Genomic DNA, 23,723 nt, shown 5'->3' with positions numbered 1-23,723 from the left:
TCAATCCTTTACTTTTTGGTCAAATAAATTCACATAGGCACGATGCGGAAATAAAATAGGATTATTGATTAGCATTAATAACTGATTCAATTGGAAATTAAAGGTTAACAGCGAAATATTTTGGCCCTTCTGATCGTGAACCTTGTAGTTTTCGAGTGAAAAAGATTGAAGCTGATCTAATGTCTTCTCTTCCAGTTCTTTATCCATTTCATATTCATGAAAATTAAGACTCTTGAACCAGGAAAATAACGTATCATCCGCATTACACTCAATATCAATCCGTACATCTCCCTCATCCGGTCTGGAAGCGAGTAATGTAAAATCAAAGTGCTGTTTAATACCCTTCCCACAATTCTCTTCCAAAGCACATAATATGCGAAGCGGACGAGTCGATTTTTGTGTTTTGACACCATCTACTCCCACAGCAATAGCTGGCGCAATACGAGCAATAGAGTCTCCCGAGGTTTTTAAAGTTGTAATGCTTTTAGCCCATTTCCCAATGGAACTTGCATCCAGGCTATGACTCTTACATTCGATGACCGCCGCAATTGCTTCAATGGGAACGAATTTAATTTTGCCATAACGAAAGATATAGGGAGTATAGGTTTCATCCAAAATAGCAAAGTCCACTTCCTTGGACACTCCCCCATGAGAATCAATGATGAATACCGATGGTTCAATGACAAATTTCTTGGGAATGATCATTTCAAATAATTGCGACCAAATCATTTCCCGCTCGGAGCCAACGGTTGTTCCATGCAGATCGTGCTTCATATAGAGCTGATTCACAATAGATCTTTCTACTTGCGTATAATTTCCTGTAACATTTGCAATCATCTTCTCTTTCTTCTCCTCAAAAGATAATTCCTTCGCCATGTAGTAACTCCCTTTCTTGTAAAAGTAACGATGAGTTGCTTTTGCAAAACTATTCATAGAATATCATATTTTCCTTAAAACCCCATAAAAAAAGATGCCATCTGGCCTACGCCCAAATAGCATCTTTCGTTATTATATGAATTCCCTATACAACGTGCGACCTCAACACCATCAATCTACGCAATCTGTGGCGTATTTCAATCCACGCACTCCATACGGAGTGCGACAGCGAAAAATAACGTAAAACGTTGAAAAATCAAAAAACTATTACGCAACTTCATCTTTTTCATATCAAATCATCTAACAACAGAGAAAGACCATTGCCAAAAGGTCACGAAAAGTACGTTTTCGAAAAAATATGAGGTGCGAATCCTCCGGAGAAATCATGTGAGCTTGGGGTTCGCACCTTACCACACGGGCAAATAGCCTAGGGAACTTAGCTATAGATTACATCAATCTGTCCACAGCCAAAAGTCGAATTTCTTCCGATATGCAAAATTCGTGCGGCATTTAGCCAAGGTATGAATGGTGATAACTCGCCTTCGCACGTCAAAGCGCCCAGCATTCCGCTCCAGTCAAGGGACTCTTTTTTACGATTGGAGTATCGATGCATCTGGTTCAAATACAACGCTGAAGAGGTGATGCGGACGTCACCCGCACGTTCCACAGCATGATCAGCTACATCTGAATGAATATGTCCTCCATAACGTTCAGTCAGCGTTGTTATTCTCCTCGTAATATTCCGAGTAATGGTTGAAAAATCAATACCCTGCACCAATGCACCCCCACGGCGAATCCGAACAGGAGTGACCATATGAATAGAGCACCATGAGGCATGATCATAGGTCGCATGATGAGAAATATTTTCTGAGATAGCGGACTTCATATTTAAAGCTCCCTTTTGCCACAAAGGTTCGTACGTCTCCCCATGTAATATATCCAACAGCTCAAAAACCTTTCGCTCCGATCCAACTCCATATATATGATAATCGACTAGAGACGTGATTACATCTTTCCTATATTGAATCGCATCTCCAAGCAATAAGAATTTAAAACTCAACAGCTCGCCTTTTAGATACATTGGTCTTGGTCTTGGCGGCTCGATGATATATGGATTGACAATATCCTGTTTCGCTCCACCCCGTCGACGATTCTGAAACAGGTACTCATACGACTCTGGATGTTTGGGTAACGCCCATCCTACGACACCATGAAGTGTTGACCCGAGAAATGCAGGCAGACGTGCGTCTTCCTTGCATTGCAATCGAATGAGTAACGGTAGATATTCTAGCGAGAACACAGGTGATGTTCTATTCATGTGTAACTCCAATTCTAAATTTAGTTAAAGCAGATGCGACATTTCTTACAGCATCTCGGTATTTTTTGATTCATGCACTGTCACAGAATGCGAACACGTTTACTTTATAATTCTGGCGGTATCCGGACGATTTCAATCCACACACTCCATACAGAGTGCGACGCCGAAGTATGAACCAGGCAGCAATCACTTTGACGCATTTCAATCCACGCGCTCCATACAAAGTGCGACGAAATCATTTGAGGGAGGAAGAACAGTCATGAGTATTTCAATCCACGCACTCCATACGGAGTGCGACGTAATGAGTAAGCTTTGCTGTGACATGATTGCGAAATTTCAATCCACGCACTCTATACGGAGTGCGACTGGAAGACCCGTGGCGCTTCATCAAAGATTTCAAAATTTCAATCCACGAACTCCATACGGAGTGCGACCTTGAGTCCTTCATAACTTTTTATTTCTCCTTTGGATTTCAATCCACGCACTCCATAGGGAGTGCGACTGCTTCTAATCGGCTTATATCTTAAAAATTAATCTATTTCAATCCACGCACTCCATACGGAGTGCGACTTTGAACACCCACACTTACTAGAGGTAGGGATATTTCAATCCACGCACTCCATACGGAGTGCGACTGTATGACGAGGACAACAAGCAGTTGGGCGAAACTATTTCAATCCACGCACTCCATACGGAGTGCGACAGCGAAAATACACGTAATAACGTCATCAAATTCAAACATTATCACGTATGCTCAATTATTATACCGAATTATAGAAATATTTGTGTTAAAAAAACCACACTCCTGTTGCCAAAAGGTAATAATTACGACGTTTTCAACAAATTTCGAGGTGCGAATCTCCCAGGGAAATCTTGTGAGCTTGGGGTTCGCACCTTCATTTCCCCCTCACTCTAACGCCGTTCCACCAGACGTGACGTCTGCTTCAGATCTTCAATCTGCCCTGCACCAATGCCAAACATCACCGTACGCAGTTCAAATTCAACCTGTTCCAACCGCTCATTCAGCGCATCATCCGAAGCGACTGCGGATTCGAGCAGAGATCGGCCAAAACCAGCCAGGTCCGCGCCGAGCGCGAGAGCTTTGGCCGCATCCACGCCAGTGTAAAGTCCACCGCTGCCGATCAGGGCACCAGTAGGGTTCAGTGCTCGTACTTCCTGAATACACTCCGCTGTGGGAATGCCCCAGTCGGCAAAAGCTTCAGCTGCTGCCCGACGTACCGGGTTATTGTTGCGGTACTTCTCTACCTGTACCCAGCTTGTACCACCTGCCCCGGCTACATCGATAAACGCGACACCTGCTTCATATAGTCGCTGAGCCGTCACGCCATCGATGCCAAAACCTACTTCTTTCACGCCAACAGGCACGTCTAGCTCATGACACAAGTTCTCAATCCGCTGAAATAAGCCGCTGAAGTTGGTGTTACCTTCCGGCTGAAAGACTTCCTGCAACGTGTTCAGATGAAGCACGAGCATGTCCGCTCCCGCAATATCTACGGCACGATGGAAGTCAGCCGTGGTGAAACCATAGTTCAGCTGCACCGCGCCCAGGTTGGCAATGACCGGGATGTCCGGTGCCCAGCGCCGCACATCGAAGGTACTCGCCAGTTCCGGCTGTTCCACGGCAGCCCGGATTGAACCTACGCCGAGCGCCCAGCCTCTGGCGTTTGCTACTCGAGCGAGGCGCTCATTGATGGCGCCCGTTGTTTTGCTTCCACCCGTCATCGAACTGATGAGAAAGGGTGTACGTACTTTTTTGCCAATAAACGAAGTCTCCAGATGCACCTCTTCAAAATCCAGTTCCGGCAGTGGGTGATGGCGAAACGCATACCCTTCCATACCGCTGGTTACCCCTTCTCCTGCCACATTCTCCTCAAGACAGAGGCGCACGTGTTCCAGCTTCCGTTCTCCCGTAGCCACTTCGGGAAGCAGCCGTTCGCCGGCTCGCTCTTGTTCATTCATGATGAGACCTCCTATGTGAGAATCGTGCGGATCGACAGGATAACCTGCCTGTTCCTAGCTTCTATGTATACGTCTTTTTGCAAAAGACAAAAACATTAATCCTATAAGCATTGCAGCTCAACAGTTTAACTCTATCCAGTATAACGTTCCAAACCATCTATTGAAAGGATGCCCCGACACCAAATGTCTCACTTAAATCTCGGAGCACCACTATTTTATACCTACTCAACAGCACGGATCATCCGTAGCAGCTTCAAAGTTAATTAGCAGAGACGATGCACACGCACATGGATCAACAGAACACATTTCACTCCATCATCCGCACAACGAACTTATCTCAAGATTTCCGATGCCAACTGCTCACCAACAAGCTGCCCGGACAACGTCACAATCGGGGTTCCACCGCCTGGATGTGTCGTTCCCCCTACGTACCAGAGTCCTTGTACATCTTTGCTTCGGTTGCCCGGTCGCATGAAGGTCTGTTTTACCGAATTGGAGGAGATGCCATAGATCGATCCTTGATGCGCCAAAGTATCCCGTTCAATATCTCGCGGCGTATATCGGATCAGCACATCGGATTGGTTCAACCCGGTGATTCCCCGTCCTGCCAATTGTTCCAGCACAAACGCTCCGTAACGTTCCGTCTGCTGCTCCCAATTCCATGAATCCGACAAGTAGGGGGCATTGACCAGAATGAATAGGTTACTGGCTCCCGTCGGAGCCATACCTGCTTCCGAATAACCGGAATAACAGATGTAGATCGTCGGATCTTCGGGCATTTTACGGTCACGGAAAATATGGTCAAACTCCGGTTCATAACGTTCCGGGAAAAACACCGTATGGTGCAACAACGCATCATATTGTCTTCGCACACCCGCCAGCGTCACAAATCCCGAAATGGATGGCTCATACTTCCGTATGCGAGCATCGCTCATCTCTTTCCGATGTTCCGGTGCGAGCAGCAGTCGATTCACGCTAAGTACATCTCCATTGGCAACCACCTGATCGGCTTCACGGAAGCCTTGATCCGTATCGACACCAGCCACTTTGCCATTCCGAACAACAATCTGCCGGACCTCTATACCGGTAATGATTTGTACGCCTTTTTCCTGTGCCAGACGAGTCATTCCTTCGATCAGTTGATAGGTTCCACCTTTGACTCCGTAGATGCCCACCTCTGCTTCCACATGACCCATCATGGCAAAGATAGAAGGCGATTGATACGGCGATGATCCCACATAGGTCGCGTACCGTCCGAACATAGCCAGCGTATTCGGATGTTGGAAATACGAACGCAGCAACTTATCCAGCTTCACCATTGGCCGCACGCGGAGCAGGCTGCGCAGCATCTGCAGATTGTATTTGTCAGAAGGAGACAGCAGCAACTTACCGAGAAAATGACGATTGGCTTCCGCATACAGTGCAGCAGACTCATCCATAAATGCATCATAACGAGCCGCATCCTCCGGACTGTACGCCGCGATCTGCTCTTTCATCCACCCGCGATTGCCTGACAAATCTACCACTGTGCCATCTGCGAATATATTACGCGTACGCGGCTCTAACTCATATAACTGTACGTAATCTTCCATTGCTACTCCCGCATGGTCGAAGACTGAACGAAAGGTGGATGGCATCGTGATTGTGCTCGGTCCTCGGTCAAAATGATACCCGTCCCGCTCAATCTGCTGCAGCTTGCCACCTACATGTTGCTGCCGTTCCAGAATGGTCACCTGCACACCTTGTGAAGCCAGTCGTATCGCACACGACAAACCTCCAAACCCTGCACCGATTATAATGACGTTACCTCTCAACTGTACCGCCTACCTTTCCATACATACCCTTTGCCGGAGCGGCCTGCCTGCCAGGAAGCGAGTCCGATGGCAATGACACAGGCCATGCTGACCGATTGCAGAAGGGCAAGCCACCAGGGTTGTCCGCCAGCATGATCCGCTACTCTTTTCACAGCCATACCTAATAATGTTCCTAACAATCCATACAGAATGGACATCGAACTGCCCATAAGGAGTCCAATAATCAAGCCTAGCGGAGGCACAATATACATCAGTGTATACATGAACATCGTGCCAAGCAGCAGTACGTCTTTACGTCCCATACCTTCGTACATATTTTTCTTATATCCGTTCCATACTTCTGCCCCGTTCTGATACATGCGGGTATTTGTTACGTCATGCACATCGGTAAGCATCACCGGATGGCCTGCACGCTTGACTGCTTTGGCGAGACTCATGTCATCCACCAGATGTGCCTGAATGGCAGCATGACCGCCGGATGCTTCGTAACTGGAGCGATGAATCAGCAAAAAAGCCCCCGTAGCGGCCACAAACATCGGACTGGATGATCTGCGTATCATAAAAATGGGTAGATGACTGATGATGGTGAAGACCATCATGGGCACAACAAGCTTTTCCATCCATGTCTTTGTTACCTGATAAGGAAAACCCGTTACCAGACCACCGCTCTGCTCACATCCTGCCGCAAGCGTCTGCCGAATGGCACTTGGCTCGAGACGCACATCCGCATCTACAAACATAAACCATTCTCCCTTGGCTTCCTGAACCAATCTGTGACACGCATGGGATTTCCCCATCCAGCCCTCGGGAAGATCGACGCCATGCAGCAGACGCACACGTGCATCGCGATCCGCAATCGCTTGTACCATGGCCGCTGTCTCATCTTCGGAGCGATCATCCAGCACCAGCACTTCCATCCGGAATCCCGACGTCTCGCTCGCGAGTACACTTTCCAGACATCCTTCAATATGTAGTCTTTCATTTCTGGCTGGAATCAGCACCGAAACCAGCAGGTCTGGTGGTTGTATTCGGTCTGCTCGGAATGAACGTACTTTGGGCAGACAGGAGACATTCCATAGAGCGAACAGCAACTGGATACCCAATATGCTTGTAAGCACAGTCCAGAAGATTTCAGATGCATTCATGCTAACGGTTCACCCGCTTTCGTGCCGCATCGTATTTTTCACTTGTTGAACGTACATGACGAATCAACGAAAGCGCATCTGGCAAACTTCCCTGCCCCATCCGTACGAGCTCTGATCTGTGATCGTCTAACTGCTTTTCCAACAAAAGGCCGAGTCTGGAGGCAATCTCTTCACTCTTCAACGTCTTCCAGTCTTCTATCACAGGAGGGCCTGCCTGCATCGATATTTCCGGTAGATCATGCTGGACCATCCCATGGCACAAGGTTACCGGTACGGCGATGGCATTCGGAGAACGACGAAGCAACAATCCGATGCCTGGACGGAACTGAATTGGTCTAGCCTCCTGATGCAATATTTCTCCTTGCGGAAAAATCCAGACCCTTTTACCCGAATCCAAAAGCTCACTGGTGTACTGTAGAGAGGTCCGAATACCGGACGCACTATCCTTATTGATCGAATACGCACCCAATTTACGAAAAAAAGCATATTGCTGAAGCTGTTGCTCCTCCATCATCACATAATGATCACCCCGCGATGTCTGCCTCGCCGCATGATAGAGCAGCAGACCATCCCACCAGGAGCTGTGGTTCATGAAATAGATCACCGGACGAGTCGGTTCAATCGGGGAGTTATCCCTGATGTCCACCTGCGGGTCCAGTGACCCTGTGAGCGTGAATGAGCGGAAGCGCCGACGTAGCAGATAATAGTGATTGTATAAGGCAAAAATACGATTAAACGGTTTTGATTTTACGGCGCGAATCATAGAGCCAGCTCCCTTCGGCAAGAAGCACACCAGCAATGGCGATGATAAAGCTGCCCGTAATCCCTTCCTTTAGAGCAAGCAGGCCGAACAGAAGAATAAACAGCTGATACAACCATTTTGCACGGAGCAATGAGCTACGGTCATTAGGCATGGCCGGAAGGAAAAGGGACAAGAATGCACCCATGATAAACCAGCTTATGTAATTGGTCCACGGAACACCGTAGAAACCACCTGGAGCCTGCCATTCCCAGAATCCTCTCGCATGTGCAACAGGGTCGAGTACCAGATCAAGAACAATCGCCCAGAACCCGGTCTTCACTGCTCGAAGCAGTCTGCCAGTCCACGTTGAACCACCGCCACTTAACAGCGCCGAGTTACCCACCACTGCGATCCAGGCGAAACCCAGCGTAACTGGCACACTGAACAGATGAATCCCGAAGAAGTCTGAGTAAGCATACTCACCAAAGGGCCAATGCGTATGAACGCCTACCCACTCTACGCCCATACCTCCAAGCCAGATAATCACAGAGGATATCCAGAGTCCGGGTTTCAGCCAGATGACTGACTGGTCGGACAGGCCTGTCCGATTACGCCCTTGATAGATCAGATCCAGCACATACAATGCGTAGAAGATTAGAAATAAACCATTAGAAAAAGATAATACGTCAGGCACACCGATCGTTAGCATCAAGGTTGCTCCAATGACATACCACGCCCAGTAAAGCCACTGGATCATCAGGATACCGCCGTTCGGGAGGCTTGATAGGCCAGCATCGGGTAACGTTTCACAATCGCACCCAGCATCTCCAGTTTCAATTCATCGCTAACATATGCCCGTTTGGTATATACGTCATAATCGTTGCGTTCAACCGCGTGTAGAATAGTGGAGTAAAAGGCTGCTGCCAGCTCGATGGAAAACGCACTTTCCGTTGGGTACGTATCCAGACGATCCATGCCAATACGGAACCAGTTCAATGCTGCAGCTTTTAATTCATGAATAATGGCAATAAAGCGTTCGTCCACGATCCCATCTTCAAAGTCCTGCTCGGAGTAACCATGCTTCTCCATGATTTCCAGCGGAACATACCGGCGCACTCTGGCCCGATCTTCACCAACATCCCGAATAATATTGACGATCTGCATCCCTTTACCCAAAGCAATCCCGTTCATGGCTACTTCCGCGCCATTATCATCCCGCAATACAGGCAACAACATCTCGCCTACAGTGCCGGCTACCAGATAACAATAATGCTCCAGTTCCTGCATCGTTGCATAATGTGTCACTTTAAGATCCGTGAGCTGACCTTCCATCTGACGGAAAAATGGCCCCTTATCCAGATGAGGGAAACTACTGAACAACCATCTCAGTGCTGGCCAGATAAAGTGTCCTTCCGCTTCATCCAGACGATCAAACAAGTCATGGATCTCGTGAATCGTATAGGCCGATTGCTCCGGCTCATCCACACTGTCATCAATCATGCGGCAGAAGGCATAAATGACATATACCGCTTCCCGACGTGGACTTGGCAGCCCTCTAAAGGCCTGATAAAAAGAGGAAGAACCCTTTTGCATCAACTCTTCACACCTGCTCAAAATCGCTTCATTCATGTTCCCATCTCCTTCATGAGTTGATTGACGGCCATACGTGCACTCTGCATTACAATCGGCACTCCGCCACCTGGATGTACAGATGCTCCTGCGGCATATAATCCCTGTATATTAGGGAATGGTTTGGGTTGCGGTCGGTATACACCGGACTGGAACAATACAGGTGCTATACCAAAGCTACCGCCCCCATAGAGCCCGTCTCGCTCTGCGTCAGCGGGTGTACGTACCTTTTTCCACTTGATCGCTGCACGAAGTCCTGGGAATCCTCGTTGCTCCGCTTCTTCCAGTACCCGTTCCGCCAATGCTTCACTCTCCTGATCCCAGTCGACACCTTCGGCATCTGGTACGGGAATGAGGAAATATAATACACTCTGTCCTGGAGGTGCTGCAGTTTCATCCAATGCGACCGGATTAAATACGTAGAATGAGGACTTTGCCGGAATGCATCGCTGATTGAACACTTCCTGTAAGCTACCTTCAAGACTCGGTGGCAGGAAGAACTGGTGTGTTGTTGCATCTTCCCAGGTTTTGTCCACGCCCACATAGAGCAATACACATCCGGAAGAGGGACGATACGGTTTTCTTTTACGCGCTACCTCTGGTGATTGTCCAAGCAAACCTGATAGATGGGGGAAATCACCATTGTAGATAACTGCATCCACATTTTCTGCGCCTGCTGCCGTTTCTATACCTTCACACACACCATTTTTAATCTTGAGTCCGGTCACTTCCGAATTCAGCACGACACGTCCACCACGTGATATCAGTTCCTGTTCCAGCATGGCCGGCAATGCTGCATATCCACCTTTGACCATCCAGATACCATATTCATGCTCTGCGTAAGGCAAAAGGGAATAGATGCCTGGCGTCCCAAACGGTGATCCACCAATGTATAAACTTTGCAGTGAGTATGCATCAAGCAATTCCTCGTGCTCAAAATAATCGCCTACCGCTTTCCGGACACTTTTGTGTGCACGCAATCTGCCCATGAGGGACATGAGCGAAGGGGTGAAGAAATCCCTTTTGCGCGGAAAAGCCCTTTCCAGAAACGCTGCCCTGCCTGCCGGAAACAACGTGTCCATATCTTTCATGAACCGTGTGAATCCTCGGCTCTCTCCCGGGAACAAACGTTCAATCTCCGCTGTCTGCTCTTCACGTGAGGTCATCTTGGTCATGACACGACCACTGTGGTAATGCACTCTGTATAACGGATCACAGCGAAGTAACTCAATCTTCGAACGATCTACGCCTGCTTCCTCCAGTATGCCAAGTAACATCTCCGGCAGCAGTACGATCGTTGGCCCCTGATCGATCCGATACTCGCCTTCCTGCTCATATCCAATGCGTCCGCCAACGCGGGAACCCCGTTCATACACGGTGACATCCCAGCCTTGACGGTTCAATAACAGTGCCGAAGTGAGTCCGCCAATCCCTGCGCCTACAATAGCGGCCCGCTTCATGAATGCCCTCTGGCTTGTGCCGTCTTCACATAAGAGGATGGCTTGGAACTTGTGCGTGCGTCCTCTTCCTGAATCAGTCTGACACTGATCCGTGCCGATTCGAAGATCGTGGGTAACCCGCTGCCCGGATGTGTTCCGCCGCCTACCAGCCATACACTTTTCAACTCTTCAAACTGGTTATGGGGACGCAGATACATCATCTGACCCAGATTATGCGCCATATTAAACGTTGCTCCGCGGTAAACATCCAGTTCAGTCTCCCAATCGAGTGGAGTGAACAGCATACATTCTTCAATACGGCTGCGTATGTCTGCCAGCTCAGGAATGCCTTCCATGCGTTTCATAATGGCCTCCTGCACATTCTCCCGTTCTGCCTCCCAATCAATGTCTGCGGTAAGGTTAGGTGTAGGCATAAGAACATACAAAGCAGATTTCCCTTCCGGTGCCAGCGTCGAATCAAGTCTGGAAGGGTTATGAATATATAGAGATGGATCGGCTGATAACATTTTGTGCTTTGTGATCTCATCAACGTTCAACCGATAGTCCTCGGGAAAATAAACCGAGTGATGCGGCAGGTCCACTTCACCATCCACGCCCAGATACAGCATTGCTGTAGAGCAGGAATACTTTTTGCGTTTCATTTTCTCCGGGGTATATTTCTTAAGCACGCCTGGTTCGAACAGATGGTTCACCGCATGTGCGAAGTCGGCGTTCACCACCACATGGTCCGCTTCGATGCGTTCACCGTTCTCAAGCAACACACCTTCTGCACGACCATTGCGAACGATGACCTGTTTCACCGGGGTGGAAGTATGTATACGTCCTCCGTATTCTTCCACGACATCAGCCATGGCTTGGAAGATCCGATTCACGCCGCCAATGGGGTGGAACAATCCGTAGTGATGCTCAATAAACGATAATATGGTAAAGGTGCCCGGACAATCCCAGGCAGACATGCCAAGGTATTTGGATTGGAATGTAAATGCCCAGCGTAGACGCTCATCTGTAAAATAGCGGGACAAGATTCCGTAGACCGTATTATGGACATCAAGCTTGGGTAGAGCCGTTACCGCATCCTTGCGTAAATAGTCAGTCAACTTGCCAAAAGGACGACGGAGCAGAGGCATGACTTTGCCAAACTTCACTTCTTCTTCTTGCATGAACCGAAGGTAATTGTCTTCATTGCCCGGAAACAATTCCTTAATCTGTGCAGCTGTATCTTCCCGATTACGAGAAGGCTTGAACACCTTGTCACCAAAGTTCAGTGCGTACAGCGGGGTTAGCTCTTTCATATGCACATAATCGGATAACTTGCGTCCCACCACGTCGAACATTTCCTCAATCAGCTGCGGCATCATCAAAAATGTAGCACCCCGGTCGAATCGATATTCACCCAGTTCCAATCTGGCAGAACGCCCCCCGATGACTGGCTGTTTCTCATACACATCTACCTCGTACCCCTGACCGGACAATAACATCGCTGCTGCAAGTCCACCTGGACCTGCACCAATGACAGCTGCACGTTTGCGTTGTTGATTCGGTATCATGCCACTCACCTTTCTATGTAGGGAATTCCTATAGTTCTCTAGCCCCTAACCTATTATTAAACCGCCCAAGAACACTTTAAGCGGTAACTAGCAAAAACATTATACAAATATAATACAAATATTATACGACCTTGTAAACCAAAAAATGACCCGTTGGTCAAACACTCTACTAATCCATATATAAACACAAAAAACACCCTTTGATCACTTTCGTCAAAGGATGTCCCTTATACTCTAACCTATTCATTGAATGATAAGATATGTTTAGTTATGTGCCTGTCCAAACCTCGCACCAGTTGGTCGATTTGCGAGATACTCACGTTCTATCCATGACTGCCAATCCGCTGAATCCCCTGGCATAATCCATTGCGGGTAACGAGCATGTTCTGCACGCTCATAGCCCTTTCCACCAAGTACGAAGCGAATATGTGGAAACTCGTTTTTAATCCGCTCTATAAGTTGATCACACCGTTCAAGAAGCCCTGGACTTGTGATTGAAAGGCAGACCAACTTGATCTTCTGCTCCCGGATAATCGGGAAGATACCTTCTTCTGGTGTGTTCGCACCGAGATACAGTACTTCCGCTCCATTTTTACGCATAAAGAGAGAGAACAGCAGCAATCCAACCTGATGATGCTCCCCTTCTGGACACAACGCTAGAACTTTGGGCAGATGCGGATAGATCGGGAACAGATGGAAAAACTGATAAAACCGCTGTGAAATCAGCTGTGTCATGAAGTGTTCCTGAGCCACCGAAGCCCTGCCTTGCTCCCATGCATCTCCAACCCGAACCAGAATGGGCACCAACACATGATAGAACATCGAGTCATACCCATACATGGTGAAACCAAAATCAATCAAACCATTGGCACGTTCACCCTGAAAGTTGTAGAGCGAGTCATAGATCTGATCTGCCATGCGTGCGTAGGCTTCTTCCATCGTAGGCACCGGAGCCATGATCGGCGTGGGCACAGCCTCGGGCGGATTTAATTTGTTTACTTTCAACATCCGTACCGCTTCCGAAATATTGGTCTGATGTAGCTCAACCTGTTCTTTCAACCAGCGCAGATCCGCAACATTCTCTTCGGTATACATTCGATAACCCGATTCCGTCCGCTCAGGGGTGACCGCACTATACCGATTCTCCCAAGCCCGGAGCGTCACCGTCGGGATACCGAGCATGGCAGCGACTTGTTTGATGGAATACACCTTATTACCCACTTTCTTTCCTAAATGTCCAGATTTCAAAGGTTATATCATTGGTTCCCCGTCCTTGTCAGGCATATGAAAACCCTAACATTCTACAAAAATAATACACCCATTATACACAACGCTCAGACACCTGTCGATTGCATAATGTCAATTTTGCCATATGCATTTTACCGTTGCATTAGTTATTCTACCGGGTTATCCTGCGTCAACGTTATCATCCGTGTGGTAATAGAAGTCAGCAAGTACAGAAGGGGGAGTCCACCGTTGGTCTCATTACGCCGCCATACATCAGACCGCAAGTCTTCACGCGGCAAATTTCCATACATACGAACAGGACTCGTCCTATTGGTCCTATGGCTCATCGCCGTCATGCTCTATCAGACTTACAAACCATTACCAACGGGCATTTCCTACGAAAGTCCGGAGTATCGTGTGGATCAAGTCGAGTTCCTGTATGACCTCACTTATCCTTCCTCCGACGGACAGATGCAGCACGAACAGCAGATTTTCCAGCGCATGATGCAAATTGTGGAGGAAGCAGAGCAGTTTGTCCTGGTGGATATGTTCCTGTTCAATAATTATCAGCACAAGGGACAGAACTTTCCTCCCGTGAGTAATGAATTCACCGAAGCACTGGTCGCCAAAAAAAATCAGCATCCTGATATGGACATCTGGTTTATTACAGATGAAGTAAATACCAACTATAACTCAGCACCCAATCCGTTGCTGGAACAAATGAAACAAGCAGGCATTCATGTGGTCATCACTGATGTTGACCCTTTGCGTGATTCAACGCCAGTATACTCTGCGGTCTGGCGGACCTTCTTCCAATGGTTTGGCCAATCCGGAGATGGCTGGATCAAAAACCTGATGGCCACGGATGGTCCGGATGTAACGGTCCGTTCCTATCTCAAGCTGCTCAATGTGAAAGGAAATCATCGCAAAGTTGTTGTTAGTGAGAAGAAGGCGATTGTCTCTTCTGGCAATATTCATGATGCGAGTGCCTACCACTCGAACATTGCATTTGAAGTAACAGGCCCAATCATTGGCGATATTCTTCAGTCAGAGCAAGCTGTTCTCGACTTCTCAGGCGGTGGCAAGGTTCCTGCCTACACCGCGCCTTCCCCGGATTCAAACACGGGAGACCTACGAATTCGCTATTTAACTGAAGGCAAAGTGAATGACGCTGCACTCCATGAGATCAATCAGGCTGGCAAAGGTGACACCTTATGGATAGGCATGTTCTATGTGGCCTCTCCGAAAGTATTAGAAGCCCTGCTGGAAGCCGCAAAACGAGGAACCGAGATCCGGCTTGTACTTGATCCAAATGAAAATGCATTTGGTCAGGAGAAGATCGGCATTCCGAACCGTCCTGTCGCTGCTGAATTGCATGATAAATCCGACGGTAAAATTCAGATCCGCTGGTATAACACCACCAAGGAACAATACCATACCAAGATGATCTATCTTGCCAAAGCAACCGGAGATCATATTGTCCTAGGGGGTTCAACCAATTTCACACCCCGAAACATGAATGACTACAATCTGGAGAATGATTTATGGATTGCTGCTCCTCCAGACAATAAGTTCACGCTTGATATCGCGAGTTATTTCGAGCGCATTTGGAATAATAATGATGCCGAGTTCACGTTAGACTTGAATGAGTTTCAGGAGAAGACTACGTTTTTGAAAGGTATCCTATATAAGCTGCAACTGATTCTGGGTTTTACAACCTTTTGATCAAAAACCACATTCACATCTGTTATATCCGTCTGTACTCTACTGTGCAGGCGGATTTTTTCATCTTGACAGGGGGTGTGAAGTGTGAAAATATAATTACCTAACGACCGTTAGGAAGGTGATTGAATGACTGCACAATCCATTCGGGATGCAGCCCTGTTCCATTTTGCCAGAGATGGCTATGAGGGAGCTTCTCTGAGAGCTATTGCTGATGAAGTCGGGATTAAAAAACCGTCCATATATGCACATTTTAGCTGCAAGGATGACTTGTTTTTACACACATTGGCGTTTGCATTTCACGAGGTAAAACGGCACACACTGGAATATTTCCGCGATCATGCGGATCTGCCATTGGAGCAGCGGCTGAAAGGCTTGTTGATCTGGTTCGAACAAGAATACAATGCCCATGCTTCGGCTCGTTTGATGCTGCGTAATTGTTTTTACCCACCCCTTTCTCTGTATGGCGAAGTGATGGATCAGGTGTATCCGTTTATCGATGGCATGGAACGCGCACTGACTCGTCTGCTGCAAAGGGCAATGCGTAATGAAGATATACCGCCTCTTCCCGCTGAACAAGCCGCTATTGCATTTATGACGTTCCTCGACGGTATTACCGTGGAGATTATCTATGGAAGTTCCCGTCGCTACAAGAGACGGTTGGAAGCATCCTGGCCTGTCTTTTGGCATGGCATTCATCATTTGAACGAAGAGGCACAACACGTTGTGCCGGAAGGAGATTTAACAACATGAACCGCAACTGGTTATATGTATTTATCGGTGGAATTATTGAGATTGTCTGGGTAAGCGGGCTGAAACATGCCTCGAATGCCTGGGAGTGGACTTTAACGGGGATTGCCATCGTGATCAGCTTTGGACTGATCATTGCCGCTTCCAAAAGGTTGCCTGTAGGTACGGTGTATGCCGTCTTTACGGGAATTGGTACGGCGGGTACCGTCCTTACGGAAATGGTACTGTTTGGTGAGCCATTCCGCTTGGCCAAAGTATTGCTTATCGGGCTGCTGCTATGCGGCGTAATCGGGCTGAAACTGGTTACGGATCAGCAAGAAGCCCAAGGAGGTGCAGCGTAATGGCTTGGATGGCAATTGTAGGTGCAGGGATATGTGAAATTTTCGGCGTAATCGGTATTAATGGTGCTTCCACCAAGAAAGGATGGCCATACATCGTACTGATGCTGGTGTCATTTGTGTTCAGCTTCTCGTTGTTGTCCTACGCGATGACGTCCATTCCCATGGGCACAGCGTATGCCGTGTGGACGGGGATCGGGACGGTCGGCAGTACGTTAACAGGCATGTTCCTGTTCGGTGAACGGAAAGAAGCGAAGCGTATCCTGTTTATCGCGATGATTTTGGTGGCAGCCGTTGGTCTGAAACTGATCACATAACGGAACGAAAATGAAGTTATACTTATAACTCCGGTGATAGCATATGCTTCCGAAGAAACTTTCTTACACCTTTAAGGCGAACACTTCGTTTCTTCAAATCGGTTCTGCAATCTCCGTTATCGTGTAATTCTTAGCTTCCATTATGATATCTATTAAATTCTGTAATATAAAAAAGACGACTTCGATCAGGAAGTCGTCTTTTTTGGGGAATGATATAAATAGGGAACCTCTCTACACTCTGCTACGTAAGAAAGGATGTCGTAATCATGAAAAAATTATTGGCACGCATGGGTTCTTTTACAGGGTATACCCTTCTGATCGGTATGGCCATCTTCTATCTCATCGCTCTAGTCGCCATTATTATACTAGCCTTGTACGCCTTCACTGGAGGAAACTAACTTATCCATTCTTGATACCTTATCCCTATCGTGCATACAAGCTGTACCTTGTTACTTGCCGTGTATTCTTCCCTTTGATCAGCCTCTGTTCTCCGCTCTAATTTTCCAATTTACTCCCATTTGAATTCCTTCAACCAGATCGTTTATACTTAGTTTGACCCTTAAGTCAATTCAAGAACTCATAAGTTCCCTGATGAGGTGAAAGTATCGTTAATGAACCCTATACATGAGATGAATGAGAAGAAAAAACTCATCATTACTACAGCACTCAAGCTATTCTCGGCCAAAGGCAGTGCCGCAACCTCCATGCAGGAGATTGCAGAGATATGCGGGATGTCCAAGGGAAGCCTCTACCTGATATTCAAATCCAAAGAGGAATTGGAAGACAGCACGATGGAGTACTGTTTATTTACGCTCATAGACGAACTATCCCGGATCGAACATGAAGCCGACCTTACTCCGAGAGAACGTTCACACAAACAGATTGAGACACTGCTCGGCCATGTGTCCGAGCTAAAGGAATTTTTACGAGTGCAAATGCAAAGCATGATGATGAATGATGAGCCACATCGCAAGGAAAAATGCAACCCGCAGCATAAAGATTTGGAGATCCTTACACTACACGGTTTCAAGGACAAACTGGAAGATATGTACGGACCGGAGATTGAACCCTATACGATAGATCTTATTTTGCTCATACAGGGTCTGTTCCTCTCTTACGTTAAGATCTGGTTTACAGAAATGCCTTCCCTTACCGTCTCCAAAATGGCAACCAATATGCTGCAGATGATTGATTATGCAGCTTACGGATTGCTCGATCAGCGCCCTGCGCCTTTGATTTTGTTGGAAGACTGGCCCGCATGGAGTAGTGATCCAAACACAGACTCCACTGTGATGCGTCATCCCATTCACATCATCAAGCAAATGCAGGATATCGCTGGTTCCGATTTGCCCGCAGGGCAAACAAAGAATGATGTGCTCGAAACCATCGCCATCCTCAGACAGGAGATGATGGAATTCACACCGCGGCGTGCCATCATTCTTGGCATGATGCACAATTTGGAGAGCGTATCTGCCATCAAACCTTTGCACTCTGAGCTTAAGCACAGTCTTGATGCCAAGTATAGCCGGTTTATTCAGGCTGACTCGTCACACATATAAACAGGAGAAACAGAGAGGAGAAGAAACCATCGTATGAAAGGTATTATTAATTTTTCACTGAACAACAAGTTTGCGATTTGGATTCTGACAATTATCATCTCTTTCGCAGGTTTGTACAGCGGATTGACGATGAAACAAGAGACAATCCCAAACATCAACGTACCGTTTCTGAATGTCACTGCCATTGATCCGGGGGCTGCACCGGAGGGAATTGTTGAGGATGTCACGAAGCCGCTGGAAGTAAAACTACGTAATGTAGATGGCGTGAAGACCGTTACCTCCACTTCCATGGAAAATGCAGCATCTATTACACTCGAATTTGATTATGGAACAGATCTAACCAACGCGACGGCAACCGTTCGTGAGGCACTGAATGAAGTCCAATTGCCTGACAGCGTGCAGAAGCCAACCATTTCCAAGTTCAGCATTAACTCTTTCCCGGTTGTATCTCTGAGTCTGTCCGACAAGGACGGCGGTGACCTGGAACAATTGACACGACTGGTTGAATCGGATATTCAGCCTGCACTCGAAGATATTGACGGTGTAGCTCAGGTTCAGGTGTCCGGTCAATATGTGAAAGAAGTTCAATTAAAGTTTGACCAAGCCAAAATGGCCGAGCTGGGCCTGACCGAAGATACGGTAAACGGCATCGTTCAAGGTTCATCCATTCGTGTGCCCCTTGGACTGTTTGAACTGGATAAATCCCAGAAAGCCGTTGTCGTAGATGGTAACATTATCGACATCGATGATCTGAAAAACCTTGCCATTCCAGTTGTACCCGGCGGTGCCGGTGCTTCCGCAGGCAATGGCTCAAACGCAGCCCCACAAGGCTCTGGAGCACCAACTGGTGAAGCTGGTCAAGGTACAGCTCCTGGCTCTGCACAAGGAACAGACCAGGCTGCAGGCCAAGCTGCTGGTGGTAATGCCAGTGTGGGTAGCCCTTCAGGTGCTGCCAACGCAGCTGGTATCCCGACAGTGAAATTAAGTGAAATTGCCAAGATCGAAGTCATCGGTCAAGCGGAATCCATTTCCCGGACTGACGGCAAGGAATCGATTGGTATTTCCATTGTAAAATCCAACGATGCCAACACGGTTGATGTCGTTAACGCAGTCAAAGATAAAGCGGAAGAGTTGCAATCGCAGTTCAAAAATGCTGATTTGACTGTCCTGCTTGACCAAGGTAAACCGATTCAGGACTCGGTGAACACGATGCTGGGTAAAGCCGTTTTTGGTGCCTTGTTTGCCATCCTGATCATCCTGCTATTCCTGCGTAATATTCGTTCAACCATTATCTCCATTATATCGATCCCGCTCTCCTTGCTCATGGCATTGACTGCGCTCAACATGATGGATATTACTTTGAACATGATGACGCTGGGTGCCATGACGGTTGCCATCGGACGGGTTGTCGATGACTCCATCGTTGTTATCGAGAACATCTACCGCAGATTAACACTTAAAGGTGAGAAACTGAAAGGCCGTGAACTGGTCCGCGAAGCAACTCGCGAGATGTTTGTTCCTATCCTTTCTTCCACGATCGTAACGATTGCGGTATTCCTGCCACTGGCGTTGGTAAGCGGTATGGTCGGTGAGTTATTCACGCCATTTGCACTGACCATGGTATTCGCTTTGCTGGCATCCCTGATCGTTGCCATTACCATTGTGCCGATGCTTGCGCACACCCTGTTCCGTGGAGGGTTGAAGAACAAACAGAATCACGAAGAAAAACCAGGCAAAATGGCGGAAGGTTACAAACGCCTGCTGAACTGGACCCTTTCACACAAACTCATCACGGTCAGTATTGCAGTGATCTTGCTGGTCGGCAGTTTGTTCCTGTACCCGTTCATCGGTGCAAGCTTCTTGCCAGAACAACAGGATAAATATGTGACCATTACGTACAGTCCACAAACTGGAGCTTTACGTGAAGATGTAGAAAAAGAAGCACTCGTTGCCGAGAAGTGGTTGCTGGAACAACCAGGTCTGGAGAAAATGCAATATTCCATCGGCGGCACGAACCCACTGAGCAGTATGGGTGGCGGTGGTTCCAACTCGGCTCTATTCTATATTGAATATAACGAAGACACGAAAGACTTTACCAAAGTGAAGGAACAGCTTGTAGAAGGTCTGAAGAAAGAAGTTACCGTAGGTACCTGGAATGAGCTCGACATGTCCGGCGGTCTGGGTGGTAGCGGCCTGAGTCTCTCCATCTATGGCGATAATGTAGAGCAACTTAAACCTGTGTCGGACGAAATTCTGAAACTGGTTGAAGCGGATAAGGATAATTTTGAAAAAGCAGACACTACACTCGCTGACACCTACGGGCAGTATACGCTCGTGGCGGATCAGGAGAAATTGAGTTCCCTAGGCCTGACTGCAGGCCAACTGGCTATGACGCTTAGCCCGGCACGGGAACGTCCTGTGCTTACGGAAGTCGATATTGATAACAAAACGTACAAAGTATATGTAGAGACAGACAACAAATCATTCAGTAGCATTAAAGAGATTGAGGATGAAACCGTCACTTCACCGCTTGGCATCGAAGTACCAATCAAAGATGTTGCCAAAGTGGAAGAAGGTACGTCCCCGAACTCCATCATGCAAATTGATGGTAAAGTTGTTGTACAAGTCACAGCCAACATCCTGGCTTCGGATGTAACGAAAGCTTCGAGTAACCTACAGGCTGAGATCGACAAGCTGGATCTGCCTGATGGCGTTGAAGTGAAGTTCGGAGGTACAACCGAACAGATTAATGATACCTTTACTCAACTGGGTCTCGCCATGCTGGCGGCCATCGCCATTGTATACTTCGTGCTCGTTGTTACATTCGGCGGCGGATTGGCACCATTCGCAATCCTGTTCTCCCTGCCATTTACGGTTATTGGTATTATGGTAGGTCTGTTCATCGCTGGTGGTACGCTTGACGTCTCAGCCATGATGGGTGGACTGATGCTCATCGGGATCGTGGTCACCAACGCCATCGTGTTGATCGACCGTGTTATTCACAAGGAAAAAGAGGGTATGTCTACCCGTGAAGCCTTGCTGGAAGCCGGTGCAACACGTCTGCGTCCAATTCTGATGACCGCTCTCGCAACCATTGGTGCCCTGTTGCCACTGGTAACGGGTCTCGAAGAGAGTGCGGGTATCATCTCCAAAGGACTCGGAATCACCGTAATCGGTGGTCTGATCAGCTCCACGCTGCTCACGCTGGTTATCGTACCGATTGTGTATGAGTTCCTGATGAAATTTAAAAAGAAAAGAATCGAAGATTAAGAAATAGAGAGTCGTGCTCATGTAACGGTTCGAGTACAACTTAAATACAGACTATAATATTTAGCTTCTCGCCCCTTAGCGCATATTGGAATGATTGAATTCCGATGTGATGTTAAGGGGCTTTTTTTATGTAAATTCACACGAGACATAAACTGACATAGAAATGCTTCATTTTAATCAAAATCACAAAAAGTGCAGACCCGTTTGTCATTTGAAACAAATGAACGTGAGATTTCAGCTCATAGGCTGTAAATGGACTTATAATATGGATTAATTATGCAAGTTGACGGATTCCAGACTCCAGATAGATCACATGTGATTGGGGAAGGACGGTGGTTGTGTGGGGGAGACAACGCTTCATATTCAAGTCAGAGACATGTTAAAACGTCCCGTATTTCGCAAGGCGGAAGTTCTGGCCAGTGATCGCGCGTTGGAGCGGTATGTTCGCTGGGTTCATATCATGGAGGTTCCTGAGGTAGGGGACTTGCTCAATGGAGGGGAATTAGTACTTACGACAGGCATTGGCTGGCAGGAAGGTGAGCAGCAAGGCCTGTCTTTTTTGCGTCAGTTAATTGCACGTGGGGCTGCTGGACTCTGTATGGAACTGGGGGATCACACCAAGTCGCAGCTCGGGGCTATGAAAGAAATTGCAGTAGCAGCGGATTTTCCGTTGATCTGGTTTCACGAACAAGTCCGTTATATTGATATTACGCAAGACCTGCATTTCACCCTGATTCGCAGTCATCAGCGGATGATCGCTGAACTCGATAGTCTCACCACCTCATTTAACCAACTTCTTCTGAATGGAGATGGCGTACAACCTCTGCTTCGATTATTGTCACGAACAACCGGATGTGCCGTGGCGTTATATCCACTTGAAGGGGAAGCAAGCGCCGTTCCCTACTGCCCTCCAGAGGAGCTAGAGATTCGTCGGCAGGATTGGTTTTTACAGCGGGAACATTTGGCGGGGGAGGATATTCCGAATTTAATGCAGCTGTCAGAGAACACATTGGATGTGATCAGCATGCCTGTTCAGGCGTTGGACTACACCTTTGCCGACCTTGTGCTGATGCATCAAAAGCTGACGGATCAAGATTCAAGCATACCGATCAAACCTTCGGATGAATTCGTCATTCAGGCACTGGAACGATGCGCGGCCGCGATTGCCCAGGACTGGATGCGAACCAAATACATGGAAGAGAAACGTCGCTACAAAGAAGATATGTGGGTCATTGACTGGCTTAACGGACATCACTCCACGAAGGAAATCCATGAATATGTATCCACCGTTAATCCCCTTCTCGCAACGAGCAAAGCCACCATAATCTTATTTGACAGCAACCCCGCGTACACAGATAGCCTCAGACTTCAGAAGTTATTGATCCAACGCAACATCGTTGCCCGTTCCGTGTTCGCTCGGGAGAATTTCACCCTCTACAGCACCGTTCTGAACCACCAGATCATTCTTATCATTCTCGACCCACTACCTGGATCTCAGCGCAAAAGCAGTCTCTGGCGCTGCATCGAACAGCTGCAGCAGCACGAGCAGGAACAGACCCACTGCCTCTTCTCAGGCTTGATCGGTATCAGTCATAACTGCACAGACCTCTCCCGTCTCAAGGATAGTCTGGAATCCGCGAAGGAGACACTGCGAATTCAGAAGGACATCGGTGTGATGCAGCAGCCCTTTTACAGTAACCTTCATTGTTATCGGATCATTGCCAGCATGAAGCAGAGCGGTAATCTGGATGATTTCATCGAAGAATATCTGGGGCCGCTCATCCGTTACGATGTAGAGAAAGGAGGTCAGCTGCTGCGCACGCTCAAGCAATATTTGATCCTGTGCTGCTCCAAGCAAGAGACGGCCACCGCTCTATATATCGTCAGACAGACACTGTATCACCGTTTGGACAAAATCGAAGCCCTTTTGGGAGAAGACTATATCCTTCCCGAGAAGCGGGTAGCGATCGAACTTGCCATCTACGCTTATGAGTACGTACACGGCCCGATCGCATGAAGAGCTTCAGTA

Annotated in this window: 19 protein-coding genes and 1 CRISPR repeat array; of the genes, 8 read left to right on the top strand and 11 right to left on the bottom strand. The window is 47.7% G+C overall.

All coding sequences use genetic code 11. The features are described 5' to 3' along the window. The 11 genes from AC6CIF_RS08565 to AC6CIF_RS08515 all read right to left on the bottom strand — a co-directional run bounded on the left by AC6CIF_RS08565 (position 1) and on the right by AC6CIF_RS08515 (position 13,720). Positions 1–876 (bottom strand): DUF6602 domain-containing protein, encoded by an 876-nt coding sequence (locus AC6CIF_RS08565; protein ID WP_498199072.1) that lies wholly within the window; start codon positions 874–876, stop codon positions 1–3. Positions 877–1,312: 436 nt separating this feature from the next. Next, positions 1,313–2,194, bottom strand: a complete 882-nt coding sequence (cas6, locus tag AC6CIF_RS08560; RefSeq protein WP_498199071.1) for a CRISPR system precrRNA processing endoribonuclease RAMP protein Cas6 — start codon at positions 2,192–2,194, stop codon at positions 1,313–1,315. A gap of 197 nt (positions 2,195–2,391) precedes the next feature. After that, positions 2,392–2,897: direct repeats of the CRISPR family, unit length 34 nt; unit sequence TATTTCAATCCACGCACTCCATACGGAGTGCGAC. A gap of 209 nt (positions 2,898–3,106) precedes the next feature. Then, entirely contained in the window at positions 3,107–4,174 is a 1,068-nt protein-coding gene (gene fni, locus AC6CIF_RS08555) for a type 2 isopentenyl-diphosphate Delta-isomerase (protein ID WP_498199070.1), read from the bottom strand. Positions 4,175–4,506: 332 nt separating this feature from the next. Continuing rightward, a complete protein-coding gene (locus tag AC6CIF_RS08550) occupies positions 4,507–5,988 on the bottom strand; it encodes a phytoene desaturase family protein (protein ID WP_498199069.1) in 1,482 nt (493 codons plus the stop codon). Beyond that, complete coding sequence (locus tag AC6CIF_RS08545; protein ID WP_498199067.1) at positions 5,985–7,133, bottom strand: glycosyltransferase family 2 protein; 1,149 nt, start codon at positions 7,131–7,133, stop codon at positions 5,985–5,987. The genes AC6CIF_RS08550 and AC6CIF_RS08545 overlap by 4 nt, the downstream gene beginning before the upstream one ends. 1 nt (position 7,134) lies before the next feature. Further along, complete coding sequence (locus AC6CIF_RS08540) at positions 7,135–7,896, bottom strand: lysophospholipid acyltransferase family protein (protein ID WP_498199066.1); 762 nt, start codon at positions 7,894–7,896, stop codon at positions 7,135–7,137. Continuing rightward, entirely contained in the window at positions 7,865–8,632 is a 768-nt protein-coding gene (locus AC6CIF_RS08535; RefSeq protein ID WP_076253629.1) for a carotenoid biosynthesis protein, read from the bottom strand. The genes AC6CIF_RS08540 and AC6CIF_RS08535 overlap by 32 nt, the downstream gene beginning before the upstream one ends. Further along, a complete protein-coding gene (locus AC6CIF_RS08530) occupies positions 8,632–9,504 on the bottom strand; it encodes a phytoene/squalene synthase family protein (protein WP_342571221.1) in 873 nt (290 codons plus the stop codon). The genes AC6CIF_RS08535 and AC6CIF_RS08530 overlap by 1 nt, the downstream gene beginning before the upstream one ends. Beyond that, positions 9,501–10,964, bottom strand: coding sequence for a phytoene desaturase family protein (locus AC6CIF_RS08525; protein WP_498199063.1), 1,464 nt, complete (start codon positions 10,962–10,964; stop codon positions 9,501–9,503). Before AC6CIF_RS08525 ends, AC6CIF_RS08530 begins: the two co-directional genes overlap by 4 nt. Further along, the gene (locus tag AC6CIF_RS08520; protein WP_498199062.1) at positions 10,961–12,511 is read right to left on the bottom strand and encodes a phytoene desaturase family protein; all 1,551 of its coding nucleotides are present in this window, start codon (positions 12,509–12,511) and stop codon (positions 10,961–10,963) included. Before AC6CIF_RS08520 ends, AC6CIF_RS08525 begins: the two co-directional genes overlap by 4 nt. A gap of 264 nt (positions 12,512–12,775) precedes the next feature. After that, positions 12,776–13,720: a MerR family transcriptional regulator gene (locus tag AC6CIF_RS08515; protein WP_221825440.1), complete on the bottom strand. Its 945-nt coding sequence runs from the start codon at positions 13,718–13,720 to the stop codon at positions 12,776–12,778. A 267-nt stretch (positions 13,721–13,987) separates the two neighbouring features. Here AC6CIF_RS08515 and AC6CIF_RS08510 point away from each other — a divergent pair, with 267 nt between their 5' ends. The 8 genes from AC6CIF_RS08510 to AC6CIF_RS08475 all read left to right on the top strand — a co-directional run bounded on the left by AC6CIF_RS08510 (position 13,988) and on the right by AC6CIF_RS08475 (position 23,711). Beyond that, the gene (locus tag AC6CIF_RS08510; protein ID WP_498199060.1) at positions 13,988–15,463 is read left to right on the top strand and encodes a phospholipase D family protein; all 1,476 of its coding nucleotides are present in this window, start codon (positions 13,988–13,990) and stop codon (positions 15,461–15,463) included. Positions 15,464–15,589: 126 nt separating this feature from the next. After that, positions 15,590–16,213, top strand: a complete 624-nt coding sequence (locus AC6CIF_RS08505; RefSeq protein ID WP_498199059.1) for a TetR/AcrR family transcriptional regulator — start codon at positions 15,590–15,592, stop codon at positions 16,211–16,213. Next, entirely contained in the window at positions 16,210–16,551 is a 342-nt protein-coding gene (locus tag AC6CIF_RS08500) for a DMT family transporter (RefSeq protein WP_091036235.1), read from the top strand. The genes AC6CIF_RS08505 and AC6CIF_RS08500 overlap by 4 nt, the downstream gene beginning before the upstream one ends. Beyond that, positions 16,551–16,865 carry a DMT family transporter gene (locus tag AC6CIF_RS08495; RefSeq protein ID WP_017691901.1) on the top strand — a complete coding sequence of 105 codons (315 nt, stop codon included), beginning with the start codon at positions 16,551–16,553 and terminating at the stop codon, positions 16,863–16,865. Before AC6CIF_RS08500 ends, AC6CIF_RS08495 begins: the two co-directional genes overlap by 1 nt. 266 nt (positions 16,866–17,131) lie before the next feature. Next, positions 17,132–17,263, top strand: a complete 132-nt coding sequence (locus AC6CIF_RS08490) for a hypothetical protein (RefSeq protein ID WP_498199058.1) — start codon at positions 17,132–17,134, stop codon at positions 17,261–17,263. 213 nt (positions 17,264–17,476) lie between these two features. Further along, the gene (locus AC6CIF_RS08485) at positions 17,477–18,424 is read left to right on the top strand and encodes a TetR/AcrR family transcriptional regulator (protein WP_498199057.1); all 948 of its coding nucleotides are present in this window, start codon (positions 17,477–17,479) and stop codon (positions 18,422–18,424) included. Between the two features lie 33 nt (positions 18,425–18,457). Then, positions 18,458–21,694, top strand: a complete 3,237-nt coding sequence (locus AC6CIF_RS08480) for an efflux RND transporter permease subunit (RefSeq protein ID WP_498199055.1) — start codon at positions 18,458–18,460, stop codon at positions 21,692–21,694. Between the two features lie 340 nt (positions 21,695–22,034). Beyond that, complete coding sequence (locus tag AC6CIF_RS08475) at positions 22,035–23,711, top strand: PucR family transcriptional regulator (protein ID WP_498199054.1); 1,677 nt, start codon at positions 22,035–22,037, stop codon at positions 23,709–23,711. Positions 23,712–23,723 lie beyond the last annotated feature (12 nt).

It is taken from the genome of Paenibacillus sp. GQ49, assembly GCF_059759055.1.
Note: the sequence above shows the minus strand (reverse complement) of the source record. Positions and strands in the feature narration are given on the sequence as shown.